19 protein-coding genes are annotated in these 20,793 nt (G+C 58.2%); 16 read left to right on the top strand and 3 right to left on the bottom strand.

The features are described 5' to 3' along the window. Nucleotides 1–130 precede the first annotated feature (130 nt). The 9 genes from nifE (at nucleotide 131) to nifM (ending at nucleotide 8,256) form a co-directional block, all read left to right on the top strand. Entirely contained in the window at nucleotides 131–1,504 is a 1,374-nt protein-coding gene (nifE, locus tag C0557_RS11365) for a nitrogenase iron-molybdenum cofactor biosynthesis protein NifE (RefSeq protein WP_208658507.1), read from the top strand. A gap of 10 nt (nucleotides 1,505–1,514) precedes the next feature. After that, nucleotides 1,515–2,900: a nitrogenase iron-molybdenum cofactor biosynthesis protein NifN gene (nifN, locus tag C0557_RS11360; protein WP_208658506.1), complete on the top strand. Its 1,386-nt coding sequence runs from the start codon at nucleotides 1,515–1,517 to the stop codon at nucleotides 2,898–2,900. After that, on the top strand, nucleotides 2,887–3,351 hold the full coding sequence (locus C0557_RS11355; RefSeq protein ID WP_074779453.1) for a NifB/NifX family molybdenum-iron cluster-binding protein: 465 nt from the start codon (nucleotides 2,887–2,889) through the stop codon (nucleotides 3,349–3,351). Before nifN ends, C0557_RS11355 begins: the two co-directional genes overlap by 14 nt. A gap of 207 nt (nucleotides 3,352–3,558) precedes the next feature. Continuing rightward, nucleotides 3,559–4,398, top strand: coding sequence for a Fe-S cluster assembly protein NifU (nifU, locus tag C0557_RS11350; protein ID WP_074779449.1), 840 nt, complete (start codon nucleotides 3,559–3,561; stop codon nucleotides 4,396–4,398). Between the two features lie 14 nt (nucleotides 4,399–4,412). Continuing rightward, complete coding sequence (gene nifS / locus C0557_RS11345) at nucleotides 4,413–5,615, top strand: cysteine desulfurase NifS (RefSeq protein ID WP_074779447.1); 1,203 nt, start codon at nucleotides 4,413–4,415, stop codon at nucleotides 5,613–5,615. A 10-nt stretch (nucleotides 5,616–5,625) separates the two neighbouring features. Next, on the top strand, nucleotides 5,626–6,765 hold the full coding sequence (gene nifV / locus C0557_RS11340) for a homocitrate synthase (RefSeq protein ID WP_208658505.1): 1,140 nt from the start codon (nucleotides 5,626–5,628) through the stop codon (nucleotides 6,763–6,765). 2 nt (nucleotides 6,766–6,767) lie between these two features. Beyond that, the gene (locus C0557_RS11335; protein WP_074779443.1) at nucleotides 6,768–7,025 is read left to right on the top strand and encodes a nitrogenase-stabilizing/protective protein NifW; all 258 of its coding nucleotides are present in this window, start codon (nucleotides 6,768–6,770) and stop codon (nucleotides 7,023–7,025) included. Next, entirely contained in the window at nucleotides 7,022–7,465 is a 444-nt protein-coding gene (locus tag C0557_RS11330) for a nitrogen fixation protein NifZ (protein WP_208658504.1), read from the top strand. The genes C0557_RS11335 and C0557_RS11330 overlap by 4 nt, the downstream gene beginning before the upstream one ends. Then, a complete protein-coding gene (gene nifM / locus C0557_RS11325; RefSeq protein ID WP_074779439.1) occupies nucleotides 7,462–8,256 on the top strand; it encodes a nitrogen fixation protein NifM in 795 nt (264 codons plus the stop codon). The genes C0557_RS11330 and nifM overlap by 4 nt, the downstream gene beginning before the upstream one ends. 243 nt (nucleotides 8,257–8,499) lie before the next feature. Here nifM and C0557_RS11320 read toward each other — a convergent pair whose 3' ends face one another. After that, entirely contained in the window at nucleotides 8,500–9,030 is a 531-nt protein-coding gene (locus tag C0557_RS11320) for a flavodoxin (protein WP_208658503.1), read from the bottom strand. A gap of 357 nt (nucleotides 9,031–9,387) precedes the next feature. Here C0557_RS11320 and nifL point away from each other — a divergent pair, with 357 nt between their 5' ends. The 6 genes from nifL to C0557_RS11290 all read left to right on the top strand — a co-directional run bounded on the left by nifL (nucleotide 9,388) and on the right by C0557_RS11290 (nucleotide 17,789). Continuing rightward, the gene (nifL, locus tag C0557_RS11315) at nucleotides 9,388–10,875 is read left to right on the top strand and encodes a nitrogen fixation negative regulator NifL (RefSeq protein WP_208658502.1); all 1,488 of its coding nucleotides are present in this window, start codon (nucleotides 9,388–9,390) and stop codon (nucleotides 10,873–10,875) included. After that, the gene (nifA, locus tag C0557_RS11310; RefSeq protein WP_074779432.1) at nucleotides 10,872–12,446 is read left to right on the top strand and encodes a nif-specific transcriptional activator NifA; all 1,575 of its coding nucleotides are present in this window, start codon (nucleotides 10,872–10,874) and stop codon (nucleotides 12,444–12,446) included. Before nifL ends, nifA begins: the two co-directional genes overlap by 4 nt. A 166-nt stretch (nucleotides 12,447–12,612) precedes the next feature. Then, nucleotides 12,613–14,019: a nitrogenase cofactor biosynthesis protein NifB gene (nifB, locus tag C0557_RS11305; protein ID WP_208658501.1), complete on the top strand. Its 1,407-nt coding sequence runs from the start codon at nucleotides 12,613–12,615 to the stop codon at nucleotides 14,017–14,019. Then, nucleotides 14,016–14,528, top strand: a complete 513-nt coding sequence (locus C0557_RS11300) for a nitrogen fixation protein NifQ (protein WP_371813248.1) — start codon at nucleotides 14,016–14,018, stop codon at nucleotides 14,526–14,528. Before nifB ends, C0557_RS11300 begins: the two co-directional genes overlap by 4 nt. A gap of 198 nt (nucleotides 14,529–14,726) precedes the next feature. Next, nucleotides 14,727–15,965, top strand: a complete 1,239-nt coding sequence (locus tag C0557_RS11295; protein ID WP_208658500.1) for an EAL and HDOD domain-containing protein — start codon at nucleotides 14,727–14,729, stop codon at nucleotides 15,963–15,965. Between the two features lie 258 nt (nucleotides 15,966–16,223). Further along, nucleotides 16,224–17,789 (top strand): methyl-accepting chemotaxis protein, encoded by a 1,566-nt coding sequence (locus C0557_RS11290; RefSeq protein WP_208658499.1) that lies wholly within the window; start codon nucleotides 16,224–16,226, stop codon nucleotides 17,787–17,789. A gap of 30 nt (nucleotides 17,790–17,819) precedes the next feature. Here the strand turns inward: C0557_RS11290 and C0557_RS11285 are convergent, their stop codons facing one another. Further along, nucleotides 17,820–19,238, bottom strand: coding sequence for an aldehyde dehydrogenase family protein (locus C0557_RS11285; protein ID WP_208658498.1), 1,419 nt, complete (start codon nucleotides 19,236–19,238; stop codon nucleotides 17,820–17,822). Nucleotides 19,239–19,338: 100 nt separating this feature from the next. Between C0557_RS11285 and C0557_RS11280 the strand changes: the two genes are divergently transcribed. Next, nucleotides 19,339–20,226, top strand: a complete 888-nt coding sequence (locus tag C0557_RS11280; RefSeq protein ID WP_208658497.1) for a LysR family transcriptional regulator — start codon at nucleotides 19,339–19,341, stop codon at nucleotides 20,224–20,226. Here C0557_RS11280 and C0557_RS11275 read toward each other — a convergent pair whose 3' ends face one another. Continuing rightward, nucleotides 20,227–20,706 (bottom strand): carboxymuconolactone decarboxylase family protein, encoded by a 480-nt coding sequence (locus C0557_RS11275; protein ID WP_208658496.1) that lies wholly within the window; start codon nucleotides 20,704–20,706, stop codon nucleotides 20,227–20,229. Nucleotides 20,707–20,793 lie beyond the last annotated feature (87 nt).

The following is a 20,793-nucleotide window of genomic DNA, read 5'->3' as shown; positions in this document are numbered from 1 at the left end:
TGCGTGAACATTGCGCCAATTGTCTGCTTTGTTGCAAAACCGACACTTTTTTTCTCTTAAAAATCAATCACTCATTGCTGGCTCGCGAATTGCACCTTCTGCTACAACCCAACCAGATGATGAGGTGAAGATGAAGGGGAACGAGATCCTGGCTTTGCTCGATGAACCTGCCTGCGAGCACAACCATAAACAGAAATCCGGCTGCAGCGCGCCGAAACCCGGCGCGACGGCGGGCGGCTGCGCCTTTGACGGTGCGCAGATCACTCTGCTGCCGCTCTCCGATGTTGCCCACCTGGTGCACGGCCCCATTGGTTGTACCGGTAGCTCATGGGATAACCGCGGCAGCTTCAGCTCCGGCCCGGCGATCAACCGGCTGGGTTTTACCACCGATCTGAGCGAACAGGATGTGATTATGGGGCGCGGCGAGCGCCGCCTGTTCCATGCCGTGCGCCACATCGTCAACCGCTACCATCCGGCCGCCGTCTTTATCTATAACACCTGCGTCCCGGCGATGGAGGGCGACGATATCGACGCCGTCTGTCAGGCGGCAGAAACCGCCACCGGCGTACCGGTGATTGCCGTTGATGTCGCCGGGTTCTACGGCAGCAAAAATCTCGGCAACCGGCTGGCCGGGGAAGTGATGGTGAAAAAGGTGATTGGCGGGCGTGAACCCGCGCCGTGGCCGGAAGATACGCCGTTTACCCCGGCGCACCGCCACGATATTGGGCTGATTGGCGAGTTCAATATTGCCGGGGAGTTCTGGCACATTCAGCCGCTGCTCGATGAGCTGGGCATTCGCGTGCTCGGCAGCCTCTCCGGCGACGGGCGCTTCAGTGAAATCCAGACGCTGCACCGGGCGCAGGTCAATATGCTGGTCTGTTCCAGGGCGCTGATCAACGTCGCCCGCTCGCTGGAGCAGCGCTACGGCACGCCGTGGTTTGAAGGCAGTTTTTATGGTGTTCGCGCCACCTCTGACGCCCTGCGTCAACTGGCGGCGCTGACCGGAGACCGCGATCTGATGCAGCGCACCGAACAGATCATCGCCCGCGAAGAGCAGCAAACAGAGCAGGCGCTGGCCCCGCTGCGCGAGCGCCTGCGCGGGCGCAAAGCGTTGCTCTATACCGGCGGCGTGAAATCCTGGTCGGTGGTCTCGGCGCTCCAGGATCTGGGCATGGAAGTGGTGGCGACCGGCACACGCAAATCCACCGAAGAGGATAAACAGCGTATCCGCGAACTGATGGGTGCCGACGCGCTGATGCTGGATGAAGGCAACGCCCGCTCGCTGCTGGATGTGGTTTACCGCTATCAGGCGGACATGATGATCGCCGGGGGACGCAATATGTACACCGCCTACAAAGCGCGGCTGCCGTTCCTCGATATCAATCAGGAGCGCGAGCACGCCTTTGCCGGTTACCGCGGCATTGTCACGCTGGCCGAACAGCTCTGCCTGACCATGGAAAGCCCGGTCTGGCCGCAAACCCATTCCCGCGCACCGTGGCAATAAGGAGCCCGCAATGGCAGAAATTATCCGTAGTAAAAAGCCGCTGGCCGTCAGCCCGGTAAAAAGTGGCCAGCCGCTGGGCGCGATTCTGGCGAGCATGGGTTTTGAACAGAGCATTCCGCTGGTTCATGGCGCTCAGGGGTGCAGCGCCTTCGCGAAGGTCTTTTTTATCCAGCATTTTCACGATCCGATCCCGCTGCAATCAACGGCAATGGACCCGACATCGACCATTATGGGCGCCGATGAGAACATCTTTACCGCGCTGAATGTGCTGTGCTCACGCAATAATCCGAAAGCAATTGTTCTGCTGAGCACCGGCCTTTCCGAGGCGCAGGGCAGCGATATTTCGCGCGTGGTGCGCCAGTTCCGCGATGAATTCCCGCGCCATAAAGGGGTGGCGCTGCTGACCGTCAACACGCCGGATTTTTACGGCAGCCTGGAAAACGGCTACAGCGCGGTGCTGGAAAGCATGGTTGAACAGTGGGTGCCGGAAAAACCGCAGCCGGGCGTGCGCAATCGCCGCGTGAACCTGCTGCTCAGCCATTTGCTGACGCCGGGCGATGTCGAACTGCTGCGCAGCTATGTCGAGGCATTTGGCCTGCAACCGGTGATGGTGCCGGATCTCTCCCAGTCGCTGGACGGCCATCTCGCCAGCGGGGATTTCTCGCCGATTACCCAGGGCGGCAGCAGCTTGCGGCTGATTGAACAGATGGGACAGAGCCTCGGCACTTTCGCCATTGGCGTTTCCCTCTCCCGCGCCGCGCAGTTGCTGGCGCAGCGCAGCCATGCGGAGGTCGTCACGCTGCCTCACCTGATGACCATGAGCCAGTGCGATACGTTTATTCATCAACTGAAGCGCCTTTCCGGGCGCGATGTTCCGGCGTGGATCGAGCGCCAGCGCGGGCAGTTGCAGGATGCGATGATCGATTGTCATATGTGGTTGCAGGGCGCGCCCGTCGCGCTGGCCGCCGAGGGCGATTTGCTCGCTGCCTGGTGCGATTTCGCCCGCGATATGGGCATGGTTCCCGGCCCGGTGGTCGCGCCGGTGAGCCAGAAAGGGTTGCAGGATCTGCCGGTCGAAAAAGTCATCATCGGCGATCTGGAGGATATGCAGGATCTGTTGTGCGATACGCCTGCATCGCTGCTCGTCTCTAATTCTCACGCCGCTGATTTGGCCGGGCAGTTCGACATTCCGCTGGTGCGCGCCGGTTTCCCCCTGTTCGACCGTCTGGGCGAATTTCGCCGCGTGCGCCAGGGTTACGCCGGAATGCGCGACACCTTGTTTGAGCTGGCGAATGCGCTGCGCGATCGCCACCATCATCTTGCCGCTTATCACTCGCCGCTGCGCCAGCGTTTTTACGAACCCGCATCTTCGGGAGGTGACTATGCAACATGTTAACCGACAATTCAGCACCATCTGCGACAGCGAATGGTCGATGAGAGTGGCCTTTGCCAGTTCCGATTACCACCATGTTGATCAGCATTTTGGCGCCACGCCGCGGCTGGTGGTGTACGGCGTCAAAGAGGATGACGTCACCCTGCTGCGGGTGGTGGATTTCTCGGTACTGCCCGGCCATCAGCAAGAGAAACTAACCAGCCGGATTAACGCGCTGGAAGATTGCGTAACGCTCTACTGCGTGGCGATCGGCGAGGCGGTTTTTCGCCAGCTTTTGCAGGTCGGCGTGCGCGCGGTGCGCGTTCCGGCAGAGACGACGATTGTCGGGCTGTTGCAGGAAATCCAACACTACTGGTACGACAAAGAGCAGCGAAGAAGTGCGCGCAGCCGCAATCCCGATCGCTTCGCCGGGCTGCTGGAGGAGGATGAGTGGCAGGAAGAGGATGAGCGCTAATTCCTTTTCTGTGTCAGCTCTGTGACAAAGCCAACATAAAACTGCGACATAGTTCGCGGTTTTATGTCAGGCATCAAAATCATCCCATTGAAATATAACGATTTCATCTTCTGGTACTGCTTTTGCTTGAACGATATTACCCGCTGTTGATTGACGCGGTGTAATGCGCTCCGGCGCGTTCCGTCATACATACTGGGAGCCAAAAGCATGTGGAATTACTCCGAGAAAGTGAAAGATCATTTTTTTAATCCCCGTAACGCCCGGGTGGTGGAAAACGCCAACGCCGTGGGTGATGTGGGATCGTTAAGCTGTGGCGATGCGTTACGGCTGATGCTGCGAGTGGATCCGCAAGATGAAACCATTCTTGAGGCCGGGTTTCAGACCTTTGGCTGCGGCAGCGCAATTGCCTCTTCTTCCGCCTTAACGGAACTGATTATCGGCCGCACGCTGGCGCAGGCCGAACAGGTCACTAACCAACAGATTGCCGATTATCTTGACGGTTTACCGCCGCAAAAAATGCACTGCTCGGTCATGGGCCAGGAAGCGCTGCGCGCGGCCATCGCCAACTACCGCGGTGAAACGCTGGAAGATGACCACGAAGAAGGCGCACTGATTTGTAAGTGCTTTGGCGTGGATGAAGGACAGATTCGCCGTGCGGTGCTCAGCAACGGGCTGACCACGCTGGAAGAGGTGATCAACTACACCAAAGCGGGCGGCGGCTGTACTTCATGCCATGAAAAAATCGAACTGGCGCTGGCCGATATTCTGGCGCAGCACCCGCAGGTCGCCGTGCCGGTTGCGACGACCAAAGATCCGCACTGGCAGGAAGTGGTTGATGCCATCACCGAACTGCGTCCGCATATTCAGGCCGATGGCGGCGATATGGCGCTGCTCAGCGTGGCAAATCATAAAGTCACGGTCAGCCTCTCCGGCAGTTGTAGCGGCTGCATGATGACCGACATGACGCTCGCCTGGTTACAGCAAAAACTGATGGAACGCACCGGCTGTTATATGGAAGTCGTGGCCGCTGAAGCCGCAGCGTATTAACCGAGGGGAAGAAGATGAAACAGGTTTATCTGGATAACAACGCCACCACGCGCATCGATCCGATGGTACTGGAAGCGATGATGCCCTTTCTGACCGAGCATTATGGTAACCCGTCTTCGATTCATGATTTCGGCACGCCTTCCCGCGCGGCCCTTGAGCGCGCACACCAGCAGGTTGCCGCCCTGCTTGGCGCCGATCATGCCAGCGAGATTATTTTCACCTCCTGCGCTACCGAAGCCACGTCAACCGCGCTGCACGCCTGCGTTGAACTGATGCCGGAGCGCCGGGAAATCATCACCACCGCGGTGGAGCACCCGGCCACGCTCGCCGTTTGCGAACACCTGGAGCGCCAGGGTTACCTGATCCACCGCATTGGCGTGAATAGCGACGGCGCGCTGGATATGGAGCAGTACCGCCAGGCGCTCAGCCCGCGGGTGGCGGTGGTGAGCGTGATGTGGGCGAACAACGAAACCGGCGTGCTGTTTCCGGTGATTGAAATGGCGGCCATGGCGCAGGAATACGGCGCGCTGTTCCACTGCGATGCGGTGCAGGTGGTTGGCAAAATTCCGCTGGATATTGGCCGCACGCAGATCGATATGCTCTCCTGCTCGGCGCACAAACTGCACGGGCCGAAAGGCGTCGGCTGCCTCTATCTGCGGCGCGGAACGCGTTTTCGTCCGCTGCTGCGCGGCGGCCATCAGGAGCGCGGACGTCGCGCAGGGACGGAAAACATTGCCGGGATTGTCGGCATGGGTACGGCCTGCGAACTGGCGCAGATCCATCTGCCGGGCGCCGCCTCGCTGGCGCACCTGCGCGATCGGCTGCAGGAAGGACTCATCGCGCAGGTGCCTTCGGTGATGGTGATGGGCGGCAACCAGCCGCGCGTACCCGGCACCACCAATCTGGCGTTTGAGTTTATCGAAGGGGAAGCCATCTTATTGCTGCTGAACCAGGCGGGCATTGCGGCATCGAGCGGCAGCGCCTGTACCTCCGGTTCGCTGGAACCTTCGCATGTCATGCGGGCGATGAACATTCCTTACACCGCCGCGCACGGCAGCATTCGTTTCTCGCTGTCGCGCTACACGCGTGAAAAAGAGATCGACTACGTGATCGACACCCTGCCAACGATTATTGCCCGTCTGCGGATGCTCTCGCCCTACTGGCAGGAGGGAAAACCCGGGGCGGCTGAATCGGCATTTGCGCCGTTATACGGCTAAGGCGGCGAGCATGAATGTGCTTATCAACGACACCACCCTGCGCGACGGCGAACAAAGCCCTGGCGTTGCTTTCCTCGCCAGCGAGAAAATCGCCATCGCCGAGGCGCTGTTTGCGGCGGGCATTACCGCGCTCGAAGTCGGCACCCCCGCGATGGGCGACGAGGAGCGCCAGCGCATTTTGCAGGTGCGCCAGCATTTGCCCGCCGCCACGCTGATGTCCTGGTGCCGGATGAACCGCGACGAGATCCGCCAGAGCGCGGATCTCGGAATGGACTGGGTGGATATCTCCCTGCCCGCTTCAGACAAGCTGCGCCAGTACAAGCTTCGCGAGCCTCTGCCGCAGTTGCTCGATAAACTGGGCACGCTGATTGCACACGCGCGAACGCTGGGAATGCAGGTCTGTGTCGGCTGTGAAGATGCCTCACGCGCCAGCGATCAGACGCTGAACCAGATTGCCGATATCGCCCACGAAGCGGGCGCGAAACGGCTGCGTTTCGCCGACACGCTCGGCCTGCTCGATCCCTTTACCACCACCACCCGCATCCAGGCGCTTGGCGAATACTGGCCGGGCGAAATCGAAATGCACGCGCACAACGATCTGGGGCTGGCGACCGCCAATACGCTGGCGGCGGTACGCGCCGGAGCCACCAGCGTCAACACTACGGTGCTGGGGCTTGGCGAACGCGCAGGCAATGCCGCGCTGGAAACCGTTGCGCTGAGCCTGAGCCGTTGCCTGCAACGGGATTGCGGCGTTGATTTTACGCGCCTGCCGTCCCTGTGCCAGACCGTGGCCGACGCGACACAGCGGGCGATTGACCCGCAGCAGCCGCTGGTCGGTGCGCAGGTGTTCACCCATGAATCCGGCGTTCATGTCGCCGCACTGCTGCGCGATCGCGAAAGTTATCAGGCGATTGATCCGGCGCTGATGGGGCGCGAGTACCGGCTGGTGCTGGGCAAACACTCCGGTCGCCAGGCGGTGGATGGTGTCTTCGCCCGCATGGGGTATCACCTCGATACCCTGCAAATCGATCTGCTGCTGCCGGCGATCCGCCGCTTTGCCGAGTGCTGGAAACGCACACCGAAAGAGGATGAGCTGGTGGCACTTTACGATGCGCTGTGTGGGGAATCCGCACACTTTGCGAGGGGCTGACGATGGAGTGGTTTTATCAAATCCCCGGCGTGGATGAACTTGATACCGCCGAGTCCTTTTTTGAATTCTTCAGCGTGCCGTATGACCCGCTGGTGCTGCGCCACTGCTGTCTTCCGGTGCTGCGGGAGTTTCACCAGCGGCTGCGGCAAAACGTACCGCTGCGCAATCTGCTTGAAGAGGCGCCCCGCGCCCCGTGGCTGCTGGCGCGCCGGTTGCTGACGGAGAGCTATCAGCACTACCTTCCGGAGCATACCTCATGAGACAAAAATTCGATTTTGGCGAAGAGGTGCGCGTTACCCGCGCCATTCGCAATGACGGCACCATGCGCGGCTTTGCGCGCGGCGACCTGCTGGTTCGTCGCGGCAGTACCGGTTTTGTCCGCGAATGGGGCACGTTTTTGATGGATCAGATTATTTATCAGGTGCATTTTCTCGATGACGATTTGGTGGTTGGCTGTCGCGAGCAGGAGCTACTGCCGCTTTCTGTGCCGTGGCACGCCGGGCAGTTTCAGTATGGCGATCGGGTTGCCTGCCGCCACCCGCTGTCGGTGAATGGCGAAGTGGTGATCGCCGCCGGAGAGCATGGCCGTATTGAAGGAACAGACCAGGGCGAAAGCGGCGAGAGTTACACTGTCACGTTTTCCGGGCGCTGGTTCCGGGTGCCCGCCAGCGCCATGATCCTGCTGGAGGCCGACGCATGACGCCGTGGCAACGCTTCGCCCGGCGGCGGCTGGCAATGACGCGCTGGCAGTGCGAACCGGAGCACATTCCTGCCGATCAGCAAACCGCGTTTGACGATGCCTTCACCCGCCAGTGCCAGCTGGAACAGGCGGTGGTGGAAGTTGCTGCCGGTGACCCCCTGCCGGATAGCGTGTTGCAGAGTGTCGCGACCTCGCTGGCAAGCTGGCTGGATGACGGGCATTTTTCTGCTGACGAGCGGCAGACGGTGATCCGCCATCATGCCCGCATGGAGTTACAGTTCACCGAGGTTGCCGGACGCGCCCCGCTGCCGGACGATTTGCAGGTGCTGGCCTGGTATCAACAACATCAGGCGCAGTTTATGCGCCCGCCGCAGCGGCTGACATCTCATATTCTGCTGACCGTCGATAACGACGATGCCGCAGTACAGCGCCAGATCCGCCGTTTTCATCAGGACATTAACGCCTCGCGCCAGGCTTTTGCCCGGCTGGCGCAGCGTTACTCCCACTGCCCCAGCGCGCTGGAGGGCGGACGTCTGGGCTGGATAAGCCAGGGGTTGCTCTATCCCGAACTCGACGCCGCGCTGTTTGCGCTGGCGGAAAATGGCCTCAGCGCGCCCATCGAAACCCGTCTCGGCTGGCATCTGTTATGGTGCGAAGCGATCCGTGACGCCGCGCCGATGCCGCAGGAGGAAGCGCTGGAAAAAGCCAGAGGCTATTTGATTCGGCAAAATCAGCAGCAGTACCAGCGCCAGTGGCTGGCGGCGTTAACCCGCAGCGTGGTGGCAGATTAATTTCACCTTCAGAACAACAATGCCTGATGGCGCTAACGCTTATCAGGCCTACATGGCTGGAACCCGTTGGTCCCGCGTAGGCCGGATAAGGCGCAGCCGCCATCCGGCGCTCACCGTTCAGCATCGTTATCATTGCCTGATGGCGCTAACGCTTATCAGGCCTACATGGCTAACGCTTATCAGGCCTGGCTGTCGAACCGGTCAGGTTGCTGCCGGGTAAACCGCGTTACCCGGCCATATCACTTACAAAAATACCGGTTTAAGCGTTTCCAGCCAGGCATCCAGGCGTTCGTCGGTCAGGTCATACTGATTGTCCTGATCGATCACTAAGCCGACAAATTTATCCGCTTCCAGCGCCGATGAGGCGTTGAATTCATAGCCTTCATTCGGCCAGTGGCCAACAATCTGTGCGCCGCTGTTTTTCAGCGCCTCATACAGCGGGCGCAGGCCGCTGACAAAGTTATCCGGGTAACCTACCTGGTCGCCAAGACCGAACAGCGCCACGGTTTTGCCGCTCAGGCTGTTGCTCTCAAGCTGGGCGACAAACTCTCCCCATGACGCATCCTCACAGCCAGCATCCAGCCCCGGCAGTTGCCCGTCGCCGAGCGTCGGCGTCCCCAGCAGCAGTACCGGATAAGAAAGAAAGGTGTCGAGATCGGTACGGTTGATATTCACCGGCGCATCGGCCGCCGCACCCAGTTTTTGGTGGATCATTTTGGCAATCTTGCGGGTTTTGCCCGTATCGGTACCGAAAAAAATTCCAATGTTAGCCATCGCGTGCTCCTGTGAGAAAAAGTGTAAATCCGCCCTGAACAGGCGGCTATCACCGGAGATATTGCGAAGGCTGTGCCAGTTTTTTTGCCGGGCAATGGCTGCACTGTATTGGCCAGTTATGCACCAGAGCGGCGCTTTTTTATCCACCCGTTTGGCCGCTGCGGCGCACAGCCAGAGAGCAAAAGGGTAAAAATCGGCGGCAAACAGGGATCTGGATCAATCTTACAGCGAGTAACAAGGGCCAAAGGCGCACCCTTTGCATGGTTAATGAATGTCCGCTTATGTTCGGACGAAAGTCGACAGGTGGCACAAATTGTCATAACTGCGACATTCCCATGTTGACCACAGGAGTTTGTGATGACCCTGAATATGATGATGGACGCCGCAGCGCCCGCCGAGATCGCCGGAGCGCTCTCACAACAGCATCCCGGGTTGTTTTTCACCATGGTTGAACAGGCTCCCGTCGCGATTTCACTGACCGATGCCGATGCCCACATTCTGTATGCCAACCCCGCATTTTGCCGCCAGTCGGGGTATGAGCTGGAAGAGTTGTTGCAGCAAAACCCGCGCCTGCTTGCCAGTAAACAGACGCCGCGTGAAATCTACCAGGATATGTGGCACACCCTGCTGCAGCACCGTCCGTGGCGCGGGCAACTGATCAACCGTCGCCGCGACGGCAGCCTGTTTCTGGTGGAGATCGACATCACCCCACTGTTCAATGCGTTCGGCAAACTCGAACATTACCTGGCGATGCAGCGCGACATCAGCACCAGCTACGCGCTGGAACAACGGCTGCGCAATCATATGACGCTGACTGAAGCCGTGTTGAATAACATTCCGGCGGCGGTGGTGGTGGTGGATGAACGCGATCAGGTGGTGATGGATAACCTCGCCTACAAAACTTTTTGCGCCGATTGCGGCGGTAAAGAGCTGCTCACCGAACTCAATTTTTCCGCCCGTAAGGCGGAGCTGGCGCAGGGCCTGGTGCTGCCGGTAGCGCTGCGCGGCACCGTGCGCTGGTTGTCCGTCACCTGCTGGGCGCTGCCGGGCGTCAGTGAGGAAGCAGGCCGCTACTTTATTGATAGCGCTGTACCGCGCACGCTGGTGGTGATCACCGACAATACCCAGCAGCAGCAGCAACAGGAACAGGGGCGTCTCGATCGTCTGAAACAGCAGATAACCAGCGGTAAATTGCTGGCGGCGATCCGCGAATCGCTGGACGCCGCGCTGGTGCAACTCAATTGCCCGATCAATATGCTGGCCGCCGCACGTCGTTTAAATGGCGACGATCACAGCAATCTGGCGCTGGATGCCGCCTGGCGTGAAGGCGAAGAAGCGATGGCGCGGCTGCAACGTTGCCGTCCGTCGCTGGAGCTGGAAAGCCCGGGAGTCTGGCCGCTCCAGCCGTTCCTTGACGATCTGCGCGCCCTGTATCACACCCGCTATAACCAGGGCGAAAACCTGCAAATTGAGCTGGAATCCCCCGATCTGGTGGGCTTTGGCCAGCGAACACAACTGCTTGCCTGCCTGAGCCTGTGGCTCGACAGAACGCTGGATATTGCCGCTGAGCTACGTGATTTCACGGTGCAGACGCAGCTTTACGCCCGCGAAGAGAGCGGCTGGCTGTCGTTCTATTTAAACGACAATGTGCCGCTGACTCAGGTGCGCTACACCCATTCTCCCGATGCGCTCAATGCGCCCGGTAAAGGCATGGAGCTGCGGCTGATCCAGACGCTGGTCGCCCACCATCGCGGCGCAATAGAACTGACCTCCCGCCCTCAGGGAGGCACCTGCCTGACCCTGCGTTTCCCGTTATTTCATTCACTGACCGGAGGCTCACTATGACTCAGCGAACCGAGTCGGGTACAACCGTCTGGCGCTTTGACCTCTCCCAGCAGTTTACCGCCATGCAGCGTATCAGCGTGGTGTTAAGCCGGGCGACGGAGGTCGGGCAGACGCTACAGGAAGTGCTGTGCGTGCTGCACAACGATGCCTTTATGCAGCACGGGATGATCTGTCTGTACGACAGCCAGCAAGCGATCCTTAACATTGAAGCCTTGCAGGAGGCCGATCAGCAGCTTATTCCCGGCAGTTCGCAGATTCGCTATCGTCCGGGTGAAGGGCTGGTGGGCACGGTGCTGTCGCAGGGACAATCGCTGGTGCTGCCCTGTGTCTCCGACGATCAGCGTTTTCTCGATCGCCTTGGCTTGTATGATTACAGCCTGCCGTTTATCGCCGTGCCGCTGATGGGACCCAACTCGCAGCCTATCGGCGTACTGGCCGCCCAGCCGATGGCCCGCTACGAGGAGCGCTTGCCCGCCTGCACGCGTTTTCTCGAAACCGTCGCCAATCTGGTGGCGCAAACTGTCCGTTTGATGACGCCGCCCAGCGTCGCGCCCTCACCCCGTGCAGCCGCCGCACAGATCGCCAGCCAGCGCGGGTGTACACCATCGCGACCGTTTGGTTTTGAAAACATGGTCGGTAAAAGCGCGGCCATGCGCCAGACGCTGGAAATTATTCGCCAGGTCTCGCGCTGGGACACCACCGTGCTGGTGCGTGGCGAAAGCGGGACCGGTAAAGAGCTGATAGCCAACGCTATCCACCACAATTCACCGCGCGCCGCTGCGCCGTTCGTCAAATTCAACTGCGCGGCGCTGCCCGATACGCTGCTGGAGAGTGAACTCTTCGGCCATGAAAAAGGCGCGTTTACCGGCGCGGTACGCCAGCGCAAAGGCCGCTTCGAACTGGCGGATGGCGGCACGCTGTTTCTTGATGAGATCGGCGAAAGTAGCGCCTCGTTTCAGGCGAAATTGCTGCGTATCTTGCAGGAAGGCGAAATGGAACGCGTCGGCGGCGACGAAACGCTGCGGGTGAATGTACGGATCATTGCCGCCACCAACCGCAATCTGGAAGAGGAAGTGCGGCTGGGGAATTTTCGCGAAGATCTCTACTACCGCCTCAATGTGATGCCCATCTCCCTGCCCCCGCTGCGCGAGCGCCAGGAGGACATTGCCGAGCTGGCGCACTTTCTGGTGCGCAAAATCGCGCAAAACCAGAACCGCACGCTGCGCATCAGCGATGGCGCGATCCGTTTGTTGATGAGCTATAGCTGGCCCGGAAACGTGCGAGAACTGGAAAACTGCCTTGAACGCTCGGCGGTGATGTCGGAAAGCGGGCTGATCGATCGCGACGTGATTTTGTTTCACCATCGGGAAAATCTGCCAAAACCGCCGCAGCCCAGCGCACCGCGCGAAGAGAGCTGGCTCGATCAGAATCTCGACGAGCGACAAAGATTGATCGCCGCGCTGGAGAAAGCCGGTTGGGTACAGGCAAAAGCCGCGCGGCTGCTGGGAATGACTCCGCGCCAGGTGGCTTACCGTATTCAGACAATGGACATCACCATGCCGAGAATGTAGCGCGGGCTTTTGTGACATTCGGCACATTGTCAGCCAAACGCCACAAACTCGACAAACCGACGACGACACGGTGAATTTAAAGCATTCATTTTCAGTAAGTTACATAACTTACAAGCGGTACAGGTTTTGCAGCAGGAGGTTATGACCACACAACCAAGGTACGCCCATGACTTCCTGCTTATCCGCCGCTGGCGGTTCACGCTGTCACACCGGGCAGCGCGAACCTTTATCTGATGTCGTTGCCGGTAAGGTGGCGTCGCACCCCTGCTACTCGCAAAACGGTCATCACCGCTATGCCCGTATGCATCTGCCGGTCGCGCCCGCCTGTAACCTGCAATGTAACTACTGCAACCGCAAATTTGATTGCAGTAATGAATCGCGCCCCGGCGTCTCGTCATCTCTGCTGACGCCGGAACAGGCGGTAGCCAAAGTGCGCCATGTGGCTGCGGCGATCCCGCAATTGTCCGTGGTTGGCATCGCCGGGCCTGGCGACCCGCTGGCCAATATTCAACGCACATTCACCACCCTGGAAATGGTGCGCGAACAGCTCCCTGACCTGAAACTTTGCCTCTCAACCAACGGGCTGATGCTACCGGATGCGGTAGAGAGACTGGTGAATGTTGGCGTTGACCATGTCACGGTGACGATCAATACGCTGGATGCCGATATCGCGGCGCAAATCTACGCCTGGCTGTGGCTCGACGGTGAACGCTACAGCGGACGTGAAGCCGGTGAGATCCTGATTGCCCGCCAGCTTGAAGGCGTGCGTCGCCTGACGGCGAAAGGCGTGCTGGTGAAGATCAACTCGGTATTGATCCCTGGCATCAACGATGGCGTCCTCAGCGATGTCAGCCGCGAACTGCGCGCCAGCGGAGCCTTTATTCACAATATTATGCCGCTGATCGCCCGCCCGGAGCACGGTACGGTGTTCGGCCTGAACGGGCAGCCGGAGCCGGATGCGCAGATGGTAGCCCAGGTGCGCGAGCGTTGCGGCGAGCTGATGCCGCAGATGACGCACTGCCAGCAGTGCCGCGCTGATGCGATTGGCATGCTCGGTGAAGATCGCAGCCAGCAGTTTGCCCTGACGCCGGTTGAAGAGTCGCCGCAGCCGTGGTTGCCAACGCTTTACCGCCGGGCGCAGTTGCACGCCAGCATTGCCACGCGCGGCGAATCGGAAGAGCCGGATGCCTGCCTCGTGGCCGTCGCTTCCACGCGCGGCGATGCGATTGATTGCCACTTTGGTCATGCCGATCGCTTTCGCATTTACAGCCTGTCGGCGGCGGGCGCGGTGCTGGTCAATGAGCGCTTTACGCCGAAATTTTGTCAGGGAAGCGACAACTGCGAACCGCAGGACAGCGAGGCGCGGATAGCCGCAGTTCTCGATCTGCTGGCCGATGTGAAAGCGGTGTTTTGCGCCCGTATCGGCTACGCGCCGTGGCAAAAGCTGGAAGCGCGCGGCATTCAACCCTGCGTCGATCACGCCTGGCAGCCGGTTAACGAGGCGCTGACCGGCTGGTGGCAGCAGTGGCGGAAAAATGCGCAGTCCGATCCCGCGTCACGGGGGGTGGCATGATGCCTGTTCACGACTGGCTGCGGCGTTTGCTGTGGCTCTATGCACACGGAGAAGGCTGTTATCCGCTGATGATGGGCCTGCGGGCGACCGAATGGGATGCCCTGCAGGCGCAGTTCGATCCCCCTACGCAGCCGATGCCCGCCGACTGTTTGCTGCGGCAAAAACTAATGACCGAGCTGAATGCCACCCGCAGCGACGAACAGCAACAACTGGCGCAGTGGCTGGCGGGCTATATGGCGCCAGGCGCGGCGCCGATGCACAACATTATCGCCAGTGTTTCACTGGCCTTTAATCACCTGTGGCAGGATCTGGGGCTAAGCTCGCGCCAGGAGTTGCGCGAGTTAATGAGCGACTGTTTTCCTCTGCTGGTGGAAATGAACAGCGAAAATATGCGCTGGAAAAAGTTTTTTTATCGTCAGCGCTGCCTGCATTCTGCTGGCGAGCTTATTTGCCGCTCCCCAAGTTGCGATGCCTGCTGCGAGCGCGCGTTCTGTTTTGCCCCTTCCTGAAAATATTCCACGCGGCCCGCTAACCTTAAGTGAAACGGGCCACTTCTGCCGTGCATTTCTTATTTTCTGCCCTATATTTTTTAACATTGAAAGCGAAATATCCCGCAACAATCACAGGGATCATGTAGCCGTGATGTTACTGTTACTTATATAGTTGCATCACGAAGATAAGAAGTACGCAGGCACGCGAGGTGGCAAATGTACTCTTTTGTGGCCAGACAGGCGATTTTTGATAACCAATTGAATACCGTCGGTTACGAACTGCTCTTCAGGGACAGTATGGATAACCGGTTCCCGGATGTTTCCGCCGAGCAGGCCACTACGCAGTTGATTGAAGAGCAATTTCTTAGCGCTCCGCTGGGGCGTAAAAACGACAACAGCACCGTATATGTCAATTTCCCCTACCAGTTGCTGGTTCAGGGGCTGGCGGAGACCCTGCCAAAGAACCGCGTGGTAATTGAAATACTCGAAGATGCCAGCCCGGATCGCTCATTGCTGGAAGCGGTAAAACGTATGCATACCCAGGGTTTTCGCATCGCGCTGGACGATTTCAGCCCCGGTAACGAATGGGATGCCTTTATTCCGTATATCGACGTAATTAAATTTGATATAAGGAGAAGCCCGCGCGAGGAAATCGGCCACTATATTCGCACTCACCGCGAGTCGTTACGTCATGCTGTATTACTGGCAGAGAAAGTGGAAACCTATGATGAATTTGAATCCTATAAAAAATTGGGCTTTCATCTTTTTCAGGGTTATTTTTTCAGCAAGCCGGTGGTTACCAAACGGAATAAACTGGTACAGAACCAGGCATTTGCCCTGAAATTAATGCAGGAAGTGAACGTTGAATCGCCAAATCTTAATAAAATTGAAGAACTGTTAAAACGCGATGTCACGTTGTCGTTTAAAATTATGCGCTATGCGCAAAATATTCTTTATAACACCCGTGGCGTGAGCGGTTTCCGTAGCCAGTCGCTGCGCGATATTGTTGTTTATCTTGGCATTAATGAAATGCGGCGCTTTGTGTTGATGGCCTGTCTGACCTCTTTCGACAACGTGACCAATACGGAAATTTATTATCTGAGTCTGATCCGCGCTAAATTCTGCGAGCTGGTTGCAGAACGAACTTCCGCCGCCAGTCTCAGCAATGATGCCTTTATGGTCGGTCTGTTTTCGTTGCTGGATGTGATCCTCGGCTTGCCGCTCGCAGAGTTAATGGGGCAAATCGCCGTATCGCGGGAGGTCGCAACCGCGCTGGAAAAAGAGAGCGGTAAGCTCTATCCGTTTGTGCAACTCGCGCGTCTTTTCGAGCTAAGAAGATGGGAAGAAGCCAGCGACATTAGCCACGAAATCGGCCTGCCCAATTCCGCCGTCGCAGAGTTAATGAACCTGGCGACAAAATGGGCAGATGAACTGCCTTTAAGCCTGTCGCATTAATTCCCCCCCTATTTTTCAGTGTGCGGAAAATAATCTCTTTCTGCACACACCCACTGCATGAAACATTATTTCAATCCACACAAATACAAATCATTTACATTATTAACAGGCAAAATGGCTTTATCCCAAATTACGCGTTACGATGTGGGCTTTTGCACAATTACCTCAGTAAAATGTGATATTGATCAGATAAATAAATCAATAAAATCCCAAAAGCTGCCGTTATTAATACTATCTCCCTTCACGCAGCGTTGAATTATGAAAAAATTTGCACAAGCTACCGTATTGACTAAATTGCTTCTCGGTTTCTCCATCCTCATTGTCATGATGTTACTGCTGGGCATTGTGTCCATTTATCAGCTCAATATGAGCAAAGATCACATTGATCAGTTCCGTAAAAACCGCATGCCGGGCGTGCGCTATACCCTTGAAATGCGCGGCGTCTTAGCTGAAATGCGCTTACAGCAGGTGCAGTACATCGCCTCGACAACGCCGGAATCACTGGAGCAGCATCGTGGCGAATTGCTGCAAAACCAGGAGACATTCCTGCGCGCGCAGCAGGCGTATGCCAATATCTCCGCGCACGATCCACAAGAGATGCGCGCCCTCTTCACCACGGTGGTCGATAACTTTAAAAACTTTATCGATGTGAACGCCAAAGTTATCGAACAGATGAAAAACGGCAACGCCGCAGAAGCCGCCAAAATCAGCGGCGCGGTGTCGGCGAAATACCGCACGCAGTTGATGAAAGACCTCGCCACGCTGGTGGATATGGAAGTTGCGCTGGGCAATGACGCCGGAGAAGCCTCGCAGACGGCTTATAAACAGGCGATCTATATGCTGAGCGGTTTACTGCTGCTGGCGCTGATTGCCACCGGCGTGATTGCCCTGTTTATCTCGCGTAACCTGGCGCGCCAGCTTGGCGGCGAACCGGCGTATGCGGTGTCGATCATGAAAGAAATTGCCGCAGGGAATCTGGGTGCGCAGGTCAAACTGCGCGACAACGATACTCAGAGCCTGCTGGCGACCATCAACTTTATGAATGCCCGACTGGCCGGGATCATTAACGGCATTATCGACGGCAGTGAATCCATTTCCCACGCCGCCAGCGAAATCTCCGAAGGCAATAACGATCTGTCGCAGCGTACCGAAGAACAGGCCGCTTCGCTGGTGCAAACGTCGTCGAACATGCAGCAAATCACGGAGAACGTGAAGAGTAACGCGGAAAACGCCCGTAAAGCGAGCGACCTGGCGCGTCAGACGTCGCAGACCGCAGTTAAAGGCGGTAAAGAAGTGGATGACATGCTGAAACGTATGCATGAAATTTCAGCCAGCTCGCAGAAAATTGTCGACATTATTTCCGTGATTGAAGGTATCGCTTTCCAGACCAACATTCTGGCGCTGAACGCCGCCGTTGAAGCCGCCCGCGCCGGAGAACAGGGTAAAGGCTTTGCCGTGGTCGCCGGTGAAGTACGCAACCTGGCGCAGAAAAGCGCCGAGGCCGCAAAAGAGATCAAACAACTGATCGAAGGAACGGTGGAGAAAATCACCGACGGCTCGCGCTACGCCGACACCGCCAGCCGGGCGATGGAAGAGATTGTCACCTCGGTGAACAAGGTGACGGATATCGTTGCGGAGATTTCCGCCGCCTCTACCGAACAGCATCAGGGCATTAAAGAGATCAGCGTCGCCATCGACCAGATGGATCAGGTGACTCAGCAGAACGCCACGCTGGTGGAACAGGCCGCCGTTGCCGCGCAGTCGATGACCGAGCAGAGCGAAGGCCTGCGCGATTCCGTGCGTTATTTCCAGTTGGCACGCTAAAACCGCTTGCAGGCCCGCCCGCCGGGCCTGCTATTCGCTGATGATCGCTTTAGGCTCCATAAACGCTGACAGCCCCCACGCCCCCATCTCCCGCCCGATGCCTGAATGTTTAAAGCCGCCAAACGGCGCGCGCGGTTCATGTGCCAGCGTATTGACCTGCACACGGCCCGCATGGATTTTTGCCGCCACGCGCTGCGCCCGTTCACGGTCTTCTCCCAGTACCAGCGCACTTAACCCGTATTCCGTATCATTAGCGATAGCCACCGCATCAGCCTCATCCAGGTAGCTCATCACCGTCAGCACCGGCCCGAAAATCTCTTCCCGCGCGATGCGCATCTCGTTTCGCACATCGCCAAACAACGTTGGCCGCACGAACCACCCTTGCCCGCCGTTTTCCGGCCGCCCTTCACCACCCGCCAGCAACCGTGCGCCCTCCTGCACGCCGAGACGAATATAAGATTGCACGCGCTGCCACTGCTTTTCGCTGACCATCGGCCCGACGGTGGTTGCCGGATCGCGCGGATCACCCACCTTTACCGCCGCCATCGCCTTCGCCAGCGCGGCTTCACATTCGGCTTTGCGCGAGTGCGGAACCAGAATTCGCGTTCCGGCAATACAGGCCTGGCCGCTGTTCATCAAACCGGCCTGGATCGCCAGCGGTACGGCTGTCGCCAGGTTGGCGTCATCGAGAATAATCGTCGGCGATTTGCCGCCTAACTCCAGCGTTACGCGTTTAAAACTCTCTGCGGCGTTGCGCAGAATCGCTTTTCCGGTGGCGGTAGAGCCCGTAAACGAGATTTTCGCCACATCCGGATGACGGCTAATCGCCTCGCCGACCACATCGCCCCGCCCGGTGACAATATTAAATACGCCCGGCGGCAGCGCGGCCTGATGCAGCGCATTTATCACCACCTGCGTTTGCAGCGCACTCATCTCACTGGGTTTGACAACCGCCGTACAGCCCGCAGCCAGCGCGGCGGCCAGTTTGCCACAGATAAATCCGGCGTTGCTGTTCCACGGCGTGATAAGCCCGGCCACGCCCAGCGGCGTCATCTCCACCTGCGCCAGGCCAATCTGCGAGCGAAACGTGAAGGCCTTTAATGCGGAAATCGCCTCATCAACCACGGCGACCGGAAAGCGGGCCATCCAGACGGCGCGAGTTTCCGGCGCGCCATATTCCATGACGATCGCCTGCAACAGCGCCTGCTCGCTGGCGGCCAGCGCATCGCGCATTCGCGTCAGCGCCGCCACACGCTCATCCACGGTCGTGGCGGACCAGCCAGCAAACGCCGCTTTTGCCGCCGCTATTGCCCGCCGCGTATCCTCTTCATTGGCCAGACGCACCTGACCAATCACGTCGCCCGTCGCCGGGTTAAAAAGGTCGAATAGCTCAGTACCCTGCGGTGTGACCCATTCGCCGTTAATCGAAATCTGTTCTACCCGTTGCATCGAAACCTCCTTCAGGACAGTGGGCTAAGTGTGGCACAGCTTTATCGCGCAGATAATCCACGTTATCCTGCATGGGTTGTTTCGAAATTCGGGATAATCTATGCATCGTTCAGGGTTGATTGAGCTGGAAGTGGTGATGGCGGTGATGCGCCTCGGCAGTTTTCGCGCGGCGGCACAGGCGCTGAGTATGTCGCCAACGGCGGTAAGTAACGCTATTGCCGGTCTGGAAAGCCGCCTTAATGTGCGGCTTTTTCATCGCACCACCCGCAGTGTGGCGTTGACCGAAGCCGGAGAGCGCTTTGTGACGCGGGTTGGCCCGGCGCTGCGTGAAATTCAGCAGGCGGCGGATGAGATCCACAGCCTTCCGGCGGAACCCTCCGGCACGCTGCGCATCAATATACCGCAGGCCGTTGGTCAGCTTTTCCTCGATGATATTGTGGTGCGTTTTCTGGCCCGCTATCCGCTGATGCGCCTCGAAATCACCAGCGAAGCGCGGACGATTGATATTGTGGCGGAGGGTTACGATGCCGGCATTCGCCTTGGCGAATCCGTCCCGCAGGATATGATTGCCGTTCCGCTAACGCCAGATATCCGCATGCAGGTGGTGGCGACGCCAGAGTGGTTTGCCACGCACGGTACGCCGCAGACGCCGGATGATCTTTATCAACATCAGGGCATTTGCATGCGCATGGCAAACGGCGGGATTTATCGCTGGGAGCTGTCACGCAACGGGCAGCATTACGCCCTCGCGATCCCGCCCAGGCTTGCCACTTCCGATTTTTTTACTTCGCTTACGGCCGTTCGCGCCGGGCTGGGTGTCGGCTTTCTGCCGGGATTTTATATTGCAGAGGATTTACGTGCCGGACGGCTGGTGAGCGTGCTGGATGAATGGACACAGCCGTTTCAGGGGCTGTGTCTTTACTATCCCGGACATCGCCATATCCCGAAGGGATTGCGGGCGTTTATCGACTTTGTCCGGGCGGGTTGATCACTCCAGATGCGCACGATCCAGTCCATAGGCCTTATCCAGCGCGCCCGGCAGCGTGCGTGATGCGATCATCAGGCGATTCCAGGCATTGATAATGGCGATGGCAAATGTCAGTTCAGACAACTCCACTTCGCTGAAATGCTCGCGTGCTTCGCGGTACAACGCATCCGGTATGCCATCGACACCAGGCTGAGTTAACGCTTCGCTCAGCGCCAGCGCGGCTTTCTCTTTTGCGGTGAACAGCGGCGACTCGCGCCAGATAGCCACATGGTAAAGACGCAGTTCGCGCTCACCGTGCAGTTTGGCCTGTTTCACATGCATATCCAGACAAAACGCGCAGCCGTTGAGCTGTGATGCCCGAATATCGACCAGATTTTTGAGAGTGATATCCAGGCTGCTGCTGTGCGACGCCTGGCTGGCATCGGACAGGGTTTTGATCAACGCCGGAACGGTCTGGAAAAGATTGATGCGGGTGCTCATATTTTTTGCCTCGTAGAGTTGTTCGACCGGGGTTATATTACTGCCTTATGCCGTAGTAAAAAGATGCAAAAATCGAAAATAAAGGTA

Source organism: Kosakonia sp. MUSA4, assembly GCF_013085925.1.
GTDB lineage: Bacteria > Pseudomonadota > Gammaproteobacteria > Enterobacterales > Enterobacteriaceae > Kosakonia > Kosakonia sacchari_B.
The sequence above is the reverse complement of the archived record's forward strand: the minus strand, read 5'-3'. Positions and strand labels throughout refer to the sequence as shown.